This is a genomic window from Persicimonas caeni, from assembly GCF_006517175.1.
GTDB classification, from domain to species: Bacteria; Myxococcota_A; Bradymonadia; order Bradymonadales; family Bradymonadaceae; genus Persicimonas; species Persicimonas caeni.
Genome location: NZ_CP041186.1, coordinates 6,343,500 through 6,359,014, shown reverse-complemented (window position 1 = coordinate 6,359,014; position 15,515 = coordinate 6,343,500). Strand labels below are relative to the sequence as shown.

The following is a 15,515-nucleotide window of genomic DNA, read 5'->3' as shown; positions in this document are numbered from 1 at the left end:
CAAAATGTTGAAGCGAATGACACATACGAAGCAGACGAAGCGCTCACTAGGCACCCTCGCCTCGCTCGGCCTGTTGGCCGCAGGCGTGCTCGGCGCCGCCTGTGGCGACGTCGGCCCCCAAGACATCGACTCGGCCGCGCCGGCCACTACGGTCACCACCACCCACAGCCTGTCGGACGCGCCCGTGACCGACCACCTCGACGAGGCGGGCAACTACTTTCTCATCTGTCACACCGGCGCCGACATCCCCCCGATCTCAGTCACGCCGAGCGCCGATCTCGCTAGTTGGATGCGCACCTGTATGGACGGCGTGCTCGGACAATCCGGCCCCGGGGCAACCGACGAAGAAATCACGGAATGTCGCAGAGATGTGATGCGCCACTTCTTCCACATGAACCAGGACCCTGAGTGGCAGCAGGACACGCCTCTCAAAGAGGGGGATCCCTATACGGGAATGTGGATCGACAGCAACTACTGGGTGACGTGTAATACCGGCGCGGACATCGACCACTTTAACGTTACCGACCACGTCATGGTGGAGTTCTACGAATGGAGAGATAAGTGTCTCGCCGGCGCTTCCGGGGGCACAGGCGGCCCCGGGGTGGGCGTCGTCCACCCGAGGCTTCACCGTGACATGGGTTCGCGCACCGAGGGCTCGAGGGGCACATCGCGCCGCTCGTCCATCGCTAACCCGATCTGCCAGGGATTGATGGGTGAACGCATCGACACGCACACCCCCGGGCTCGTTTATGGCTGCTCGTCTACCAAACGAGTCTCCAAGGGAGGCATGTCGCGCGACGAGTTCCGCATGTTCGCTCAAGACTGCAAGGACAACGGCAATGGTTTCCCCAGGGAGCTTCCGTTCGCGCCAGGTAAAGACATCAACCGTGACATGATTTACATCTGCTCGACCACCGGCCGGACCGTGCAGCATAAAGATGGATACCAGGCCCTGAAGAGCCTGTCGGGCGAATGCCGCGAAAATGGCGGCAACGTCTTGTACCGCTCGTTCGACGACCCGGAGGTAGGCGACTACATCAAGTACCTGTGCTCGTCGACCGGCGAGACGCTGCCACACTCCGACGGACAGGGTGCCTTCGAAGCGTTCGCGCTCGATTGCCTCCAGCGCGGCGGGACTGTGCTGAGCAACGTCGACTACGCCTATGCCGACGTCGAGCCGGTCGAGCCGATCGGTCGTGACGGACGCGAAGATACCGACAATACCGAGAAGGGTAGGGTTATCAACGCGAATGACACGGATGGAAACGAGATCTTAGTGTGTTTTCCTGGTAAACCGGGGCAGGATTGGATTTCGGCGGATGCCCCCCATCAAGACGTCTTGGATTTCGAGGAGGATTGCAAGAATGCTGGCAGCACGGTCATTTCGTGGGGGCTGTACCCACGGGCCAGTGTGACGCGCGAGGAGCGCTAAGTGCAACAACGGGATTCTTTCGCCTTTCGGTGCGAGTGCTTCCAGCTCTCGCAGACGAGGGCAAGATGCCCCCGCACCGAACAAATATTGCGAAAGTCTTCCGTGGATTCACTCAGAGTTGTAGAAATTCGAGCGACTTGACCGAGGCGCCCATCCCAGCCGGGATGGGCGCTTTGCAGTTCTTGGCCAATGACGGTAACTGTAAACAATACGATTTTGCGTTGTTTTAAGGTGAAACCGTCTTATGAAGCGACCGTTAGAGCCACCGCTTTCGCCTGGGGAGACCGACCTGCGCGCATGCCTTCGAGACCGGCGCGCGTTCTGGCTATACGGGTTCGAGGGCTGCGGCAAAACTGCTCATCTGCGACGAGCTACCGACGGGTTAGACACCGCGCACAACGTCGAAATTGTCTCGCTCTACCCCGACACCTCCACCGAGGCGTGGGCGACGAAGCTCTTCGAGGCCTTGCCGGATGCTACAAACCTCGGCGTCGAAGCAGCAGACCTCGAGACAACTTGGCAGCGCTGGTGCGACATTTACGCTGAGCACCGAGACGACATCTTCGTGGTCATCGACGGCTGGCAGTGGATGCCCGCCGAGCTTCGCCGCCTAGGAGCCGAGCGCGTGCTTCGGGACGGACTCTCCTGCGGCTTCGTCGCCTGCGCCGCGCCCCGCACCTATCTGCGCACCGCCCAGGTGTTGCGCCTCGACGTCATCGAATGCCCGCCCTTTGTCCCCCAACAGGATTCATCAACAGTCCTCGCCGCCCTCTGCCGTGACCTGCTCGAAGGCCTGACCGACGAGAGCAAACGCGCGCTCGCGCCGCTGGCCCACCTGCCCTGCCCGCTCGACTCCGCCGTCGTCTGGTCGCACTTCGACCGCGACGCGCTCCTCCCTGCGCTGGAGGTCGGACTGCTCTACGAGCATATCGGATCGGTCACTGTCGCCCCGCCGCTGAAAGCTGCGCTCACAGACATGCTCGAGCCGACCGGCGAGCAGTGGATGGAACTCCTGGAATGCATCTGGGACGTGTTCTGCGCGGCCGACCGCGAGACAGACTGCGGCACGGTCGACCCGGCGCTGCTCCAGGCGACGCTCGACGTATTCGCCCGGGCGAGCCGGGCGCTCGAAGATCCGTCGGAAGCCGAGCGCACCTTTCTCAAAGAGGTAATGGCGAGTTTGGACGCGCACTTTCGCACGCTGCTCACACCGACACGCCTGCCCGCGGCGCTGGCAGCGCTCGAGCAGATTCCGTCGCGGCTGCAGCAAGCCATGCCGGCTGCGCGCCTGCGGCTCGGCCAATGCCTGACCGCGGCGGGGCGTAGCGACGAGGCCGACCGTTTGTTGGACGGGCTCGTGCGCATGAAGCACACCGACGCCGGCAAGCGCGCCTTTTTGTGGACGCAGATGTTCGCCGCCCTCGGGGGAGACGCCGACGCGGCCATCGAGGCGCTCGAGACGTTCCTCGACGAGCGTATCGAGCCCGGCGAGCCGCTCGACGCGGTCGCTCGGCTGGTGCTCGCCAGGATTTTGACCACGCGCGGCATGTTTCGCCGGGCGATCGATGTGGCGGGTGACGGCATCCATGCAGCTCGCGCGAACGAGGCTGTGCGCGACCTGCACATGCTGCGCACGATGCGCGGCATGAGCCTGGCGCTGACCGACGAGCGCGACGCGGGCATCGACTTGGTGAACGACGCCTGCGACACGCTGCGCGACCTGGGCTTCGAGCTCGCCTATGTAGAAGCACGCCATATCTTGGCGACGCTCTATTTGGAGCTGGGCGAGTACGAAAATGCACGCGCCGAGCTGCAAACCGTGCGGCCCGAGTACGAGCGGTTACGCGACACCCGCAACCTGCAGTTGGTCGACCTCGAGGAGCATATCATCGCGCTGTTGCTCGCCGAGGACGAGCCGCCGCCCCGAGCCGAGCTGACCATGACGCCGGCGCCCTCCGATTGGTCGTATTTCGGCGCCGAACTGAACTTCGCCGAGGCACTGCACGCCATCCATCAGGGCGACGCGGCCGCAGCGCTCGATAGGCTTCACAAGTCGGTGCACGCGCACCTGTCGCGCGGCAACCTGCAGGCGCTGCGCCGGCTGCTGCGCCACTATCTGCCGCTGCTCCTCGACAGCGGCGAGTTCTCGAAGGCGCGCGAGCTTCTGAGCGCCCTCGACGCCGCGCGTCTGGCCGAGCAGCGCATGCGAGACATCGCCGGGCTGATCATCGACGCCTTGTGGCTCAGTGGTGATTTCGGCGAGTGGGATATGTGCGACGACGTCATCGAGGTCGGCGGCCCCCCGACGCTCTTCCCGCGCAGCCTGGGCCACGCGGCCGCCGAGACAATGGGGGCGTGGATGGAGCGATGGGAGCACACGGTGGCCGGCGAGGCAGGTCCCATCTCGAACAATTCGGGCATCGTCGGCTGCAGCGAGCTCGCCCCGCTCTACCGCGGATGGCAGAAGCTGTGGGCCGGCGATCTGGTGGGCAGTCGGCGCGAACTGCTCTTGTGCGAGGAGCTCGACCTCGAAGGCAGCCTGTTCGGCTTTCTGCGCGGCCTTCTACACCACGCCGTCCGGGCAGACCCGCGCGCCGACATGCTGCGCTGGCACGCCGAAATGCTCGAGTTCTGGCGGAGGCTGTCGCCGATGATCGTCCTGCAGCAGCTCGGCTTCTGGGAGAAGCTGCTCGACCGGCGCCGCACCGACATGGCTCCCGCGTTGGCCGAGACACTCGAGAGTTGGCTCGACATCATCCAAAAGTGGCGCGTCGAGGGCGCGATGCTCGTCGACGAGTCCCTCGGGGCGGTCTTCATCGACGGCCGGCGCATCGAACTCGGCAACGACACGGTCGCGTTTTCGGCGCTCTCCTTCTTGGCCAAGCGCGCTCCAGACGCTCCCCCAGTGGCGGTCGACGAGCTCTTCGAGGCGGTCTGGGACCGCCCCTTCAACCCGCAGTCGAGCCACAACAACGTCTACGTCACCATCGGCAACCTACGCCAAGAACTCGACCTCGACGATGCGAGCAAGTCGGTCATCCACCTCGAGCGCGGCGTGGGCTACAGCATCAGCATGCCGGTCGTCGTGGCGAAGTCCGTCTAGTGGTGTGACACCGAGATTCGATTCACCTTCGCCGAACTAGCACCACCAGCTTCGGCGCTCACTCCTCGACGATGCGCTGCATCGCCTGCGGGGTTCGCATCCGAATCTGGCGGCGCTATCCTCGCCGAAAGGTTGAATCTCACTTCGGTGTCACCCCACTAAAACCCCGCCTGCAGCAGCACCGAAAAGGTGTGCTCCGGCCCCCCCGTCTCCTCGCCGTGGCCGCTCTCCGTCTCGAACTCGTACTCGACCGTCGTCATCAGGTCGGTCGAGTGCCAGTAGGTGTTGAGCGCCGCGGTGCCGCGGTGGAGCACCTCTTCGCCCCGGTCGAGGAAGTCGTAGGCGACCGCCGGCTCCAAGATGCGCTCGCCCACGTGAAAGTCGTACGCGGCGCTGGCGACCGCGCCATACGGCTTCGTCTCTTCGGGTCCGTCGAACACGTACAAGCCCTCGAGGTGGAGCTTCCAGGGCTCGGTGTGGAACATTATCGCGGCGTCGAGCTGACGCTCGTACTCGAAGGGGCGCGGGGTCTCGGCGCCGGGCTCGCGATTGGCTTCGTTCGCGGCGAAGACGTGCTCGGCAAACCCGAGGTGCAGCCAGGTATGCGCCGGCCCTTCGACGGCGAGGCGGCCGACGGCGAGCGCGCCCGGGGCGACGTCGCCTTCCGGCGTCTCGGGGATGAAGAGCGCGGTGCGCAGTTCGACTGCAGTGTCGCCCAGATGCGGACTGAGCGTGACCTCGGCGCCGTTGAGCCGACCCGGCGCTAGCTCGACGAGCGCGGCGCGCTTCGAGAAGAGCATCGCCGAAGCCGGCACGAGCACTTCGGCCGACACCGGCACCTTGAAGCGACCCGCCTTGAGACGGAACACGTCGACCGGCTGCAGATAGACCGCGGCGTCGAGCAACTGCGCCTCGCCCGAGCGCGCCTCGACCTGGCCAATCAGCCCGCCCAGGTCGACCCAGCGCGCCTTTCCGGCGAGCCTGGCCAGGTTGACGTTGACCTGATTGGCGTTCGCCGAGGCATGCGTCTCGTGGGACTCGTGGTGGACGAGCCCGACTTCCCCGAGGCCGATGAGATCGAGCTCGAGCTCTTCGTTCTCGACCAGTGTGGCGGCGCTGGCCTGGCCGGCGCCGAGTACGAGCGCGGTAAGCATCGCCGCGCCTACATAGCTTGCTGAATACTGCATGGCAATGGTCCTGCACTGAGGGATTGGAACGTAGGGCGCCGCCACGTGGCGAACCACAGGTGCGGCGTCACGTTCTTGCAATTGCAGGTGCCGTGCCGGGGGTCTGGGGCTTTAGGGCAGCAGCTTTGGGCGGCCGCCCCTCCAGATGTTTCAAGTTGTTTGGCAGGTGGTGCAAAGAATGGAAACAGCGCCACGTTGCCGCCGAGCACCGAAGATGGATACTTCGGGAGGGTTATTGAAACTCGATACGGCTCAATCGCCGAGCACGAACGTCGCGACCACGGGTAAGTGGTCGGAGCGCCCCGCCTGCAGCACGCGCGCGTCGAGCGGGCGCAGCCGCTCGTCGTAGACGACGTGGTCGAGCCTGCTGTCGATCTGGCCGACGCTCGTGGGCCAACGCCAGGTCTGAGCCGACGGCTCGAACTCGGGTAGCGCGCTCTCGAGCCCCCGAGTGGCCAAGAATTCGAGGGCGTCGCCATCGGTGTCTTCGTTGAAGTCACCCACGACCAATGTGGGCATTTCGGGGTCGACCTTCTCCCAAAAGGTCTCGATTTGGCGCCGGCGGATATCACCCGTCGAGAAGTAGCCCGACACGACGCTGCCGGTGTCGCTGACCGGCGGGCGCAGGTGCACGTTGAGCACCTGCAACTCGCCGATGGGCGAGTCGACGACCACACGCCACCCCGGAAACCAGCCGCCCCGCGGCGCCTGCATGTAGTCGGCGAGGCGAAGGGGATGCTTCGACAGCACGGCCAAACCGCCCGCGCCGCAACAATGCCGAAAATGCATGTAGGGGTAGTCGGCAGCCAGCTCCTCGCGAAGCTTGGTCTCCCAAGCGGGCGTCGTCTCCTGCAAAAAGACCACGTCGGTGCCGCCGCGCCGAATCGCCTCGATCGCTGCCGGATCGCCGGCCAGCCCGTAGTTGACGTTGTAGCTCATCACCCGCACGTGGGGTTGGTTGGGGGCCGGTTCGCTGCGCGGCTTGGGCGTCGAGCAACTCGCCGAGAGCGAAGTCGCGAGCAGAAACGTCAGAAGCGAAAAGAGTCGGGGATGGAACATCGATATCCTCGTCGGTCGAAGCGGTCAGGGGACTCGACGGTACAAACGAGGACGCGCGGGAAAGGATCTAAGAAATCGGTGCGAGGGCTGTGGGGCGCGACGAGGGCAAGATGCCCCCGCACCGACTCGGTCATTCGGCCGGTTCGCCGGCTTCTTGTCCGCCTTTTTCTTCTTGTCCGCCCATCTCTTCTTGTCCGCCTTTTTCTTCTTGGCGGATCTTGTCGAGGCGCTCGTATTGGGTGTAGCCGAGGCGGTCGAACGCCTCTTTGGGGGCCAACCCGATGTCGATGAGCGTCTTGAGGTTGTAGGTGCCGACCATCTTGGGCGGACCATAGGCGCGCACGCTCTCGTCGGTGCGGAACGGCTCGAGGGGGAAGAGCTGCTCGTGAGCGTGCAGGTGGACGAAGTGGGCCATGGCCACGCGCGAATAGCCCGGCTGCTTGGGCGCCTCGATGACGTGCGGCGTGGCGATGAACTCGCCGCCGGTCACGATCTCGAGCTGCTGGCCGACCTGAGCGACGATGCAGCCCTCGGGGGTTTGGCCCTGGACGAGCTTGCCGTTGGGGTGCTCCTCGTTGGGGCGAGTGCGCAGGTAGAGCCCGGCGTCGGGGTCGGGCTTGCTGCAACGCTCACCGCTCGGGTCGAGGAAGCGTCCGCCCGGGAGGATCGTCAGGAAGTTGAAGTCGGTGTGCTCTTCGCCCCACAGGATGTCGGTGTCGACCTGCTCGTCGTCGAGCGGGATATAGCGCAGCGCGCGGGTGACGTGCGGGCCACCGTCGACCGCGGCCTCGAATTGCTGCGGGGCCAGGCCGAGCGCCAGCGCGCAGCCGCGCAGCAGGTTGACGCCGACCTGTTGGAGTTGGCGGCTCAGCTCGGTGTAGCTGCCCTCGAACTCGTCGGCGTTCTCCGGCCAGATATTGGAGGCGTAGATCTCGGGATACTGCTGCTTCAGCTCGTCGGCCGGCTCGTACGGAGTGATGAAGAAGCACTCCTTGAAGTCGGGCTGGCCACCGGCGACGACCGCTTTCTCGGTGTTCGGAGGCGTCCAACCGCGCTGGTACCAGATATCGGGCGTCGACATCTTCTGCTTGTCGTCCTCGGAGCGCGACGTGAACTCCAAGAAGGCGTCGTAGAACTTCTCCAGGAGGTCGATGTCGACCCCGTGGTTGCGGATGTAAATAAGCCCGTAATGACCGAAAGCGCGGCGCACGGCGGCGGCCGCCTCGGCGCGCACGTCGGACTGCGGGCTGGTCAAGTCATTGAGGTCGACGACGGGAATTTCGTGAGTGCTCTCGGACATCGTTGGCAACTCCAGGACAACGGCAGGTGGCTACGGACATGGTCTCGGGGCGCGATTATCGCCGATGGACCGAGGAGATCAAGAAGGGCGAGCGAATCGTCACCCAAATTTGACTCGACCCGCCCCGCACACACATTCCCAACGGATTCGCGTAAACCCAAATTCGCCGTACCCAGGAGGATTTCCATGCCATCCAAAGAAGAGTCGATGCAGAAGCAGCACTTGCACGCCCAGAAGGAACACGCCGAGTGGCTCGACAAGCTGCACCGTTGGCGCGCCGAGCACCAGCGCGTGCTCGCCAAGCTCTCCAAGCTGCAGGCCGCCCTTCTCGACCACAACGCCGAGATCGACGAGCAGCTCGGCCAGATCCACCGCCACGAGCAGCATATCTCGCGCCACGAGCGCGTGATCGCCGCCCAGAAAGGAAACGGCGAGTCGACCCTCGACCAGGACGCTCTCGACGGGCATTCGGAGGGTGACAAGAGTCACCGCGAGCTGCGCGCCCAGATCAAGCGCATGGAGGGCACCCACGACGAAACCGTCGAGGTGCTCAACGAGACGATCGACAAGCTCAAAGAGATCCGCTCGAAGATGCAGAACGAGCGCGACCAAGAGTACGAGAACATCGACGACGACGAGGTCGTCCACGAGGCCAGCGTCGAATCGTTTCCAGCCAGCGATTCGCCCTCTTTCAATCCGGGGCGCACGTGATGTAGAGTTCGCGCGCCATGAGTGAAAACAAAAGCAGCACCTACACAGACGAAGAAATCGAGGCGCGCATCAACGCCCTCTTCGAGCACGGAGAGTCGCTCGACCACGAGTCGCGGCGTCGCATCGTCGAACTTGGCGAGGCGGCCACCCCGCGGCTCGTTGCGATCGTGCAGGACAAGCGCCTGTGGGACGATCAAGCCCCGGGCGAAGGGTTCGCGCCGATCTACGCCGCCGAGATCTTGGGCGAATTGCGCGACGAAGAGGCGCTCAGCCCCCTCTTCGACGTGCTTCGCGAGGTCGACCCCGACGCCATCCTCGACGACGCCATCACCGACAGCATCCGCGCCTTCGGCCAAGACGCCATCAAACCGGGCCTGCGAAAACTCGACTCGTGGGACGACCCGTTCCTCGAAGACCTCGCCTACGTCTTCAGCGGGCTGCCAGTGCGCCACGAGAAGATCCTGCAGGTCCTGCTCAAGTATTTTGTCAAAAACCCGGTGCCCGGCGCCGAATTGCTCGCCAACTACGGCGACCCCACCGCCATCGACGCGCTCGAGGTCGCCCTCGACCGCTACATCGTCGCCGCCGCCGGCGACCCGAAGTACCGCCGGCCGATCATCACGCTCGCCGAGTCCATCGAAGCGCTCGGCGGCGAGTTGACCGAGGAAGAGCACCGTGTCGTCGAAGACCTCAAGTCGCTTCGCACCCGCTCCGAAGAAGTGCTCGACAAGCTCGCCAAAAAGAAAGCACCCGACGACAGCGCGACCGTCAAAAACGCGCGCGACATCGGACGCAATGACCCGTGCTGGTGCGGCAGCGGCAAAAAGTACAAGCGGTGCCACTGGGCTGAAGACAACCGATAAATAGGCCTTCGTAAGGCCGCCGCGCCTCTTGTCACAGCGCCGAATCCGTCTAGTTTCCAAAGGGAACCATGTAGGAGACTGTACGAACACGGCACACACGGCGCTCGGGGGAGAGCGCCGCCGATGGCGTGTTGGTCGCGAGGGGGATTATGGACGCCGTTGGAACGAATCGACGCGGCTGGTTGGCGGCGGTCGGCCTCACACTGATCGCCGGGAGCGTGTGGCTCGCTGCAAGCGCGGGCATCGACTCGCTCGGGATCTCGATCTCGACTGCGCTCGAAGGCTCACCGGGCGCGCCGGCCCGAGACCGGCCGAGTTGCCAAGACGTGTCGGGCGACCAATACAAATGGCATAGCGTCGAGCTCGCTATGAGTCCCGACTCCGAGGCGACCACGCATGTCGGCTCGGCCAAGCTGGTCGCTTCCACCGCCAAAGCCCCCACCCAACTGCATTGGAGTTCCGACCTGGGCGTCGACGCCGTGTTGCTGCACAGCCGCGCCGAGACGAAAATTCGTCGCTTCGACTCGGAGCGCTTCTTCGAGCGTCACGAAGTCGGCGACACATCCGAACTCACCAAAGTCACCTTCTGTTACGACCTCGAGCTGACCGTCAACAAGGACGCCAACCCGGCGTTGACCCGTGTGTACGAGTGGGACATTCGGGAGACCGTCGAGCCTTCCCAGTGGCGTCTGTCCAAGGACGAACAAGGCGTGTCGACGTATCGCGTGGAGGTATCACGCGACTCGGGCACCGACAGCGGATGGCGGGTGACCGGCACGATCACCATCGACAACCTGACCCCGTCCAACGCGGTCATCGACGAAGTCGTCGACATGACCAGCGACGGCGTGGCCGCCCAGATCGACTGCGGCGTCGAGTTGCCCGGCTATGTCCTCGAATCGGGCGCCTCGCTTAGCTGCGAGTACCAGACCCGCCTTTCGGACGACGCCTCGCGCTCGGCCACCGCGCTCGTACGCACCAGCGGCCCCGTCGAGGGCGCCAGCGCCAGCGCCCATATCGACTTTGCCAGCGCGCAGGTCGAAGAGGTCGCTGATAGCGTGTACGTCACCGCTAGTACCGGCCGATCGTGGACCTTCGACAAGAGCGATACGATCACCTACGAGCGCACCTTCCGCTGTGACGAGGATGCAGGCCTCCACCCCAGCGCCGTACGCATCGACGGCACCGATCTGCGCTCGAGCACCTCGGTCAGCATCGACTGCCAGCCCACCCCCACCGAGCGCACCGCCGCACGCCCCTCCGAGCGCTAACTGTCTGATATCGCTGTAATTTTAAAATAATACTGTACAGCAACCCGTTGGCGTCGTATGGTGGGCAACGTCCACCTAACGTCTTGGGTTCTCTGGAGAATCCGGCGTTCTAAACGCAGTCTTAGCCGTACAACGCCGTTGATGTACCGCCTTCCTCGAACCGCGTCCGTCGCCACCACCTCGTTGTTGATTTTGGCGTGCCTGCTCCTCGGAGCGGCGCCAGCATCGGCAGCCCCCTCGCTGCGAGCCCCCTGGGCGTGCGGAGAAGCCTATCCGGTTTCCCAATCGCACAATACGGGGAGTCATATCGGCAAGGGCACCTGGAGTTGGGATTTCGCCATGCCCGTGGGCACGGCGTTGATCGCTCCGGCCGACGGCATCGTGCGCGCCGTGCGCCAAGACTCGACGCGCTACGGGTGCGACTCGTCGTACGCCTACGACGCCAATTACGTCATCTTGTCCTTCCAGGACGGCACCGAGGCGCTCTTCTTGCACCTCGAGGCGAACTCCTCGCCGCTCGAAGTCGGCGACCGCGTGCGCACCGGCGACTTCATCGGCCGCGTGGGCATGTCGGGCTGGACCTGCGGCCCGCACCTGCACTTCCAAATCCAGAAAACCTGCGATTCGTGGTGGTGCTCGTCGGTCGAGGCAAACTTCGCCGAGCACGGCGACCCGTCGACCGGCCAGCAGATCACCTCATCGAACTGCACGCGTCCGACTGAAGAGCCCCAGATGGCTTCGTATACCCCCGAAGACGCCACCGGTGGTGTCGACGGACCGGACAAAGATGCCGGTCCGGCGTGTTGGATTGAGTGATAAGGGTTACTTAGGGTTACTTAGGGTTACTTAGGGGAACTAAGGGGAACTAAGGGGAACTAAGGGTTACTTAGGGTTACTTAGAGTGACTAAGGGTTACTAGCGGAGCTGGTGACCCTTTTTGGTTTCTGCCCCCCTTAGCCTCCCTTAGTCTCCCTTAGTCCCCCTTAGTCTCCCTTAGTCCCCCTTAGTCCCCCTTAGTCTCCCTTAGTCCCCCTTAGTCTCCCTTAGTCTCCCTTAGTCCCCCTTAGTCTCCCTTAGCTCCAAACTGGACATCCGCACGCGCGTGCCGATGATTATTGCGGCCAAATCATACGCGCGTTTCAACTCAATTCAGTAGCGGATTGGAGATATGACTGAAGAAGATAGCTTGCGACTTCAAGTTGCCGGCGCCAACGAGCGAGACGTCGGCAAGGGCACGGCCCGCATCAACAAGAATGTCATTGAGGAGCTCGGCATCCGCCAGGGCGACGTGATCGAGATACACGGCCAACGCACCACGGCGGCTATCGCGCTGCCTCCGTATCCCGAAGACGAAGGCCTCCCCATCATCCGGCTCGACGGCTTGATTCGCGCCAACGCCGGAGTGAGCATGGGCGACCGCGTCCAGGTGGGCGCGGCGGAGACAAAGCCCGCCAAAAAGGTCGTTCTGGGACCTGCGCAGGAGAACCTGCGCTTGCAGGGAAGCGGCCAAGCCTTGCTTCGCACCCTTCTCGAGCGACCGCTGGTCGCCGGAGATGTCGTCTCGACGTCGGTCTACCGGCGTGAGCCGGGCATGAACCAGAGCCAGTTTCCCGACGAAGTGTTCCGCCGTTTCTTCCAGCAGCGTGCGTTCGGCCTTCAAGAGATTCGCCTGCAAGTCATCTCGACGAAGCCGCGCGGCATCGTGCGGGTGACTCAGGACACCGAGATCGAGCTCAGCCCGGAGTACGTCGAGCCGGAAGAGTCGCACCGCGTCGACGTCACTTACGACGATATCGGCGGCCTGGGCGACGCCATCGGGCAAGTGCGCGAGATGATCGAGCTGCCCCTCAAGCAGCCCGCGCTCTTCCAGCGCCTCGGCATCGATCCCCCCAAGGGCGTGCTGCTTCACGGCCCGCCTGGCACCGGTAAGACGCTGCTCGCGCGCGCCGTGGCCAACGAGTCGGACGCGGCGTTCTACCATATCGCCGGGCCCGAAATTATGGGGCGCTATTACGGTGAGTCCGAGGAGCGGCTTCGCGAAATCTTCGAGGAGGCCCAGAATAATTCGCCGGCGGTCATCTTCTTCGACGAGATCGACTCGATCGCGCCCAAGCGCGAGCAGGTCACCGGCGAGACGGAACGACGCGTAGTCGCCCAGCTTCTGACCCTGATGGACGGCCTCGAGCCGCGCCAGAACGTGGTCGTCGTGGCGGCGACCAACCGTCCCGACGCCGTCGACGAGGCGCTGAGGCGCCCCGGGCGCTTCGACCGCGAGATCGTCATCGGCGTGCCCGATCAGGAGGGTCGCAACCAGATCCTCAATATCCACACCCGTGGCATGCCGCTCGACGAGGACGTCAACGTCGACGAGCTCTCCCACAAGACCTACGGCTTTGTGGGCGCCGACCTCGCCGCCCTGGCGCGCGAGGCGGCCATCGAGGCGCTCCGGCGAAACCTGCCCAACATCGATCTCGACGAGGAGGAGCTCGCCCCCGAGGTGCTCGAGAACCTCTTCGTGACCAACGAAGACTTCCACGACGCCCTGCGGCGCATCCAGCCGTCGGCGCTTCGCGAGATCATGATCCAGGTGCCCGACGTCCACTGGGACGATATCGGCGGCCTCGACCAGGCCAAGCAGCAGCTTCGCGAGGGCATCGAGTTGCCGCTGCAGCAGCCCGAGGCGTTCCGCCGCGTGGGCATTCGACCGGCCAAGGGGTTCTTGCTCTATGGACCTCCGGGCACGGGTAAGACCCTGATGGCCAAGGCCGTCGCCCGCGAGGCGGAGGCGAACTTCGTGTCGACGAAGTCCTCCGACCTGCTCTCCAAGTGGTACGGCGAGTCCGAGCAGCAGATTGCCCGGCTCTTCAACCGCGCCCGGCAGGTCGCGCCCACAGTTATCTTCATCGACGAGATCGACTCGCTCGCCCCGCAGCGCGGCGGCGGCTTGGGCGAGCCGGCGGTCACCGAGCGCGTGGTCAACACGCTGCTGGCCGAGATGGACGGCCTCGAGGGCATGGACGGCGTGGTCGTCGTCGGCGCCACCAACCGCCCCACCCTGCTCGACCCGGCGTTGCTGCGCCCGGGACGCTTCGACGAGGTGGTCTACGTGCCAGTACCCGAGGAAGAAGGCCGCCTCAAGATCTTGCAGATTCACACCGAGAAGATGCCGCTGGCCGACGACGTCGACCTGGCGGCGCTCGCCTCGCGCACCCAGGGGTTCACCGGCGCCGACCTCGAAAACCTCGTGCGTCGCGCCGGCCTCAACGCGCTTCGCGCCAACTTGGAGGCCGACAAGGTCTCCATGGACGTCTTCGAGCAGGCGCTCGAACAGTCGCATCCCTCGGTCACCCCCGAGATGGAGAGCGAGTACGAGCAGATGCACGACAAGCTCAAGCAAGAGAACCCCGGCGGGCGTCGCCAGCTCGGGTTCTCGACCGGAGCGAGTGAGGAGTAACGTGTAGTCGCGTGTGATTTGGCCCAATAGACACGACAAGAGCCCCGGTCGCCCTCAGCGACCGGGGCTTTTTGTGTTCCGGGGGCGATCGAGTAGGCTACGCGGTGTGAACGTGACTCCGCAATCTGACGGTACTGCCCGATATGACTTCGAAACTTTTGCTTTGCGCGGCGGCTATCTGCTCCACGGCCGCCATGGCTCTCCCCCAACAAGCCCACGCCTGCGACCCCGCCGGCACCACACCGCAGGCCGTCGTACCGCTCAATGGCGACCGCGTCCTGCCGTCAGTCGAGATCCTGGTCATCGGCGGTGGCATGAAGCCGTCGAGCGAAGCCGAGGTGTCGCTGACCGACCGCGCCGGCGGCGAAGTCAGCCTCGAGAGCGAGGTTCTGGCGCGCCCCAACTTATTCAGCTGGCTCGCCATTTACCGCCCCGCCCAGCCGTTGAGTCCGACGGCCTACGATTTCTTTGCGTCCTATCCCTTTCAAGGTGGCGACGCCGAGACCATCGGCACGAGCTTCCAAGTCGAAAACGGTGACGCGGCCACGCTCGCCAAGCCGACAATCGCCGAATGGGACACGGTCACCTTCGCGCCCGGAGTCATGGGTCAGTGCGAGTCTTACAACAACGCCACGCGGCTGGTCATCGAGCCGGCCAAAGAGGGCGACGCTCCGTTGTGGTACGAGGTCGAACTCGGCATGGAGGATGGAGGGGAGTCGCAGCGCTTCGCCGTGGTCCCGGGCCTCTCCGAGAGCGACGGCGCACAGGTGACGCGCGAAATGCGCGTCGATTTTCCGGTCGGTTGCGTGAGCGTGACCCCGGTGGGCCAAAATGGCGAGCGCGGCGAATCCGCCGAAAGCTGTGAGGCAGACAGGTGTTTGCTGACGCAGCCCGACGACGTCGACCTCGAGAATCTCTTCGCCGACCTGCCCGAATGTGGAGGCTCGGCGCCCGGACAGGGTTCGAGCGGAGGCTCATCGAATGACGAGGCGTGTTCGGTCGCGGGCGTAAATGGCAGAAGCAAGACACCTGCACTCGCCCTGCTCGGCGTTCTGTTGTTCGGAGTCTTTCGAGCACGAAAAAAACCGCAGCGGATCGTGTAAGATCCGCTGCGGTTTTTTGGCGGCAAACCAGC

The 15,515-nt window shown here is 64.4% G+C and carries 11 protein-coding genes; 8 read left to right on the top strand and 3 right to left on the bottom strand.

Annotated elements, in window-relative coordinates:
- Positions 1–4: 4 nt before the first annotated feature.
- Complete coding sequence (locus FIV42_RS23590) at positions 5–1,432, top strand: hypothetical protein (protein WP_141200072.1); 1,428 nt, start codon at positions 5–7, stop codon at positions 1,430–1,432.
- Between the two features lie 244 nt (positions 1,433–1,676).
- Complete coding sequence (locus FIV42_RS23585; protein WP_141200071.1) at positions 1,677–4,535, top strand: winged helix-turn-helix domain-containing protein; 2,859 nt, start codon at positions 1,677–1,679, stop codon at positions 4,533–4,535.
- Positions 4,536–4,693: 158 nt separating this feature from the next.
- Here the strand turns inward: FIV42_RS23585 and FIV42_RS23580 are convergent, their stop codons facing one another.
- From FIV42_RS23580 to FIV42_RS23570, 3 genes are all read right to left on the bottom strand, one after another.
- A complete protein-coding gene (locus tag FIV42_RS23580) occupies positions 4,694–5,722 on the bottom strand; it encodes a porin family protein (protein WP_141200070.1) in 1,029 nt (342 codons plus the stop codon).
- A gap of 252 nt (positions 5,723–5,974) precedes the next feature.
- Positions 5,975–6,781 carry an endonuclease/exonuclease/phosphatase family protein gene (locus FIV42_RS23575; RefSeq protein ID WP_141200069.1) on the bottom strand — a complete coding sequence of 269 codons (807 nt, stop codon included), beginning with the start codon at positions 6,779–6,781 and terminating at the stop codon, positions 5,975–5,977.
- A gap of 130 nt (positions 6,782–6,911) precedes the next feature.
- Positions 6,912–8,081: an isopenicillin N synthase family dioxygenase gene (locus FIV42_RS23570; protein ID WP_141200068.1), complete on the bottom strand. Its 1,170-nt coding sequence runs from the start codon at positions 8,079–8,081 to the stop codon at positions 6,912–6,914.
- A gap of 186 nt (positions 8,082–8,267) precedes the next feature.
- On the opposite strand from FIV42_RS23570, the gene FIV42_RS23565 reads away from it, so the two are divergent.
- The 6 genes from FIV42_RS23565 to FIV42_RS23540 all read left to right on the top strand — a co-directional run bounded on the left by FIV42_RS23565 (position 8,268) and on the right by FIV42_RS23540 (position 15,483).
- Positions 8,268–8,792 carry a hypothetical protein gene (locus FIV42_RS23565; RefSeq protein ID WP_141200067.1) on the top strand — a complete coding sequence of 175 codons (525 nt, stop codon included), beginning with the start codon at positions 8,268–8,270 and terminating at the stop codon, positions 8,790–8,792.
- Between the two features lie 17 nt (positions 8,793–8,809).
- Positions 8,810–9,655: an SEC-C domain-containing protein gene (locus FIV42_RS23560; RefSeq protein WP_141200066.1), complete on the top strand. Its 846-nt coding sequence runs from the start codon at positions 8,810–8,812 to the stop codon at positions 9,653–9,655.
- A gap of 149 nt (positions 9,656–9,804) precedes the next feature.
- Positions 9,805–10,926: a hypothetical protein gene (locus FIV42_RS23555; RefSeq protein WP_141200065.1), complete on the top strand. Its 1,122-nt coding sequence runs from the start codon at positions 9,805–9,807 to the stop codon at positions 10,924–10,926.
- Positions 10,927–11,265: 339 nt separating this feature from the next.
- Positions 11,266–11,742: a M23 family metallopeptidase gene (locus FIV42_RS30345; protein ID WP_168210891.1), complete on the top strand. Its 477-nt coding sequence runs from the start codon at positions 11,266–11,268 to the stop codon at positions 11,740–11,742.
- Positions 11,743–12,094: 352 nt separating this feature from the next.
- Positions 12,095–14,380, top strand: a complete 2,286-nt coding sequence (locus FIV42_RS23545) for a CDC48 family AAA ATPase (protein WP_141200063.1) — start codon at positions 12,095–12,097, stop codon at positions 14,378–14,380.
- A 143-nt stretch (positions 14,381–14,523) separates the two neighbouring features.
- Positions 14,524–15,483 (top strand): hypothetical protein, encoded by a 960-nt coding sequence (locus tag FIV42_RS23540; protein WP_141200062.1) that lies wholly within the window; start codon positions 14,524–14,526, stop codon positions 15,481–15,483.
- Positions 15,484–15,515 lie beyond the last annotated feature (32 nt).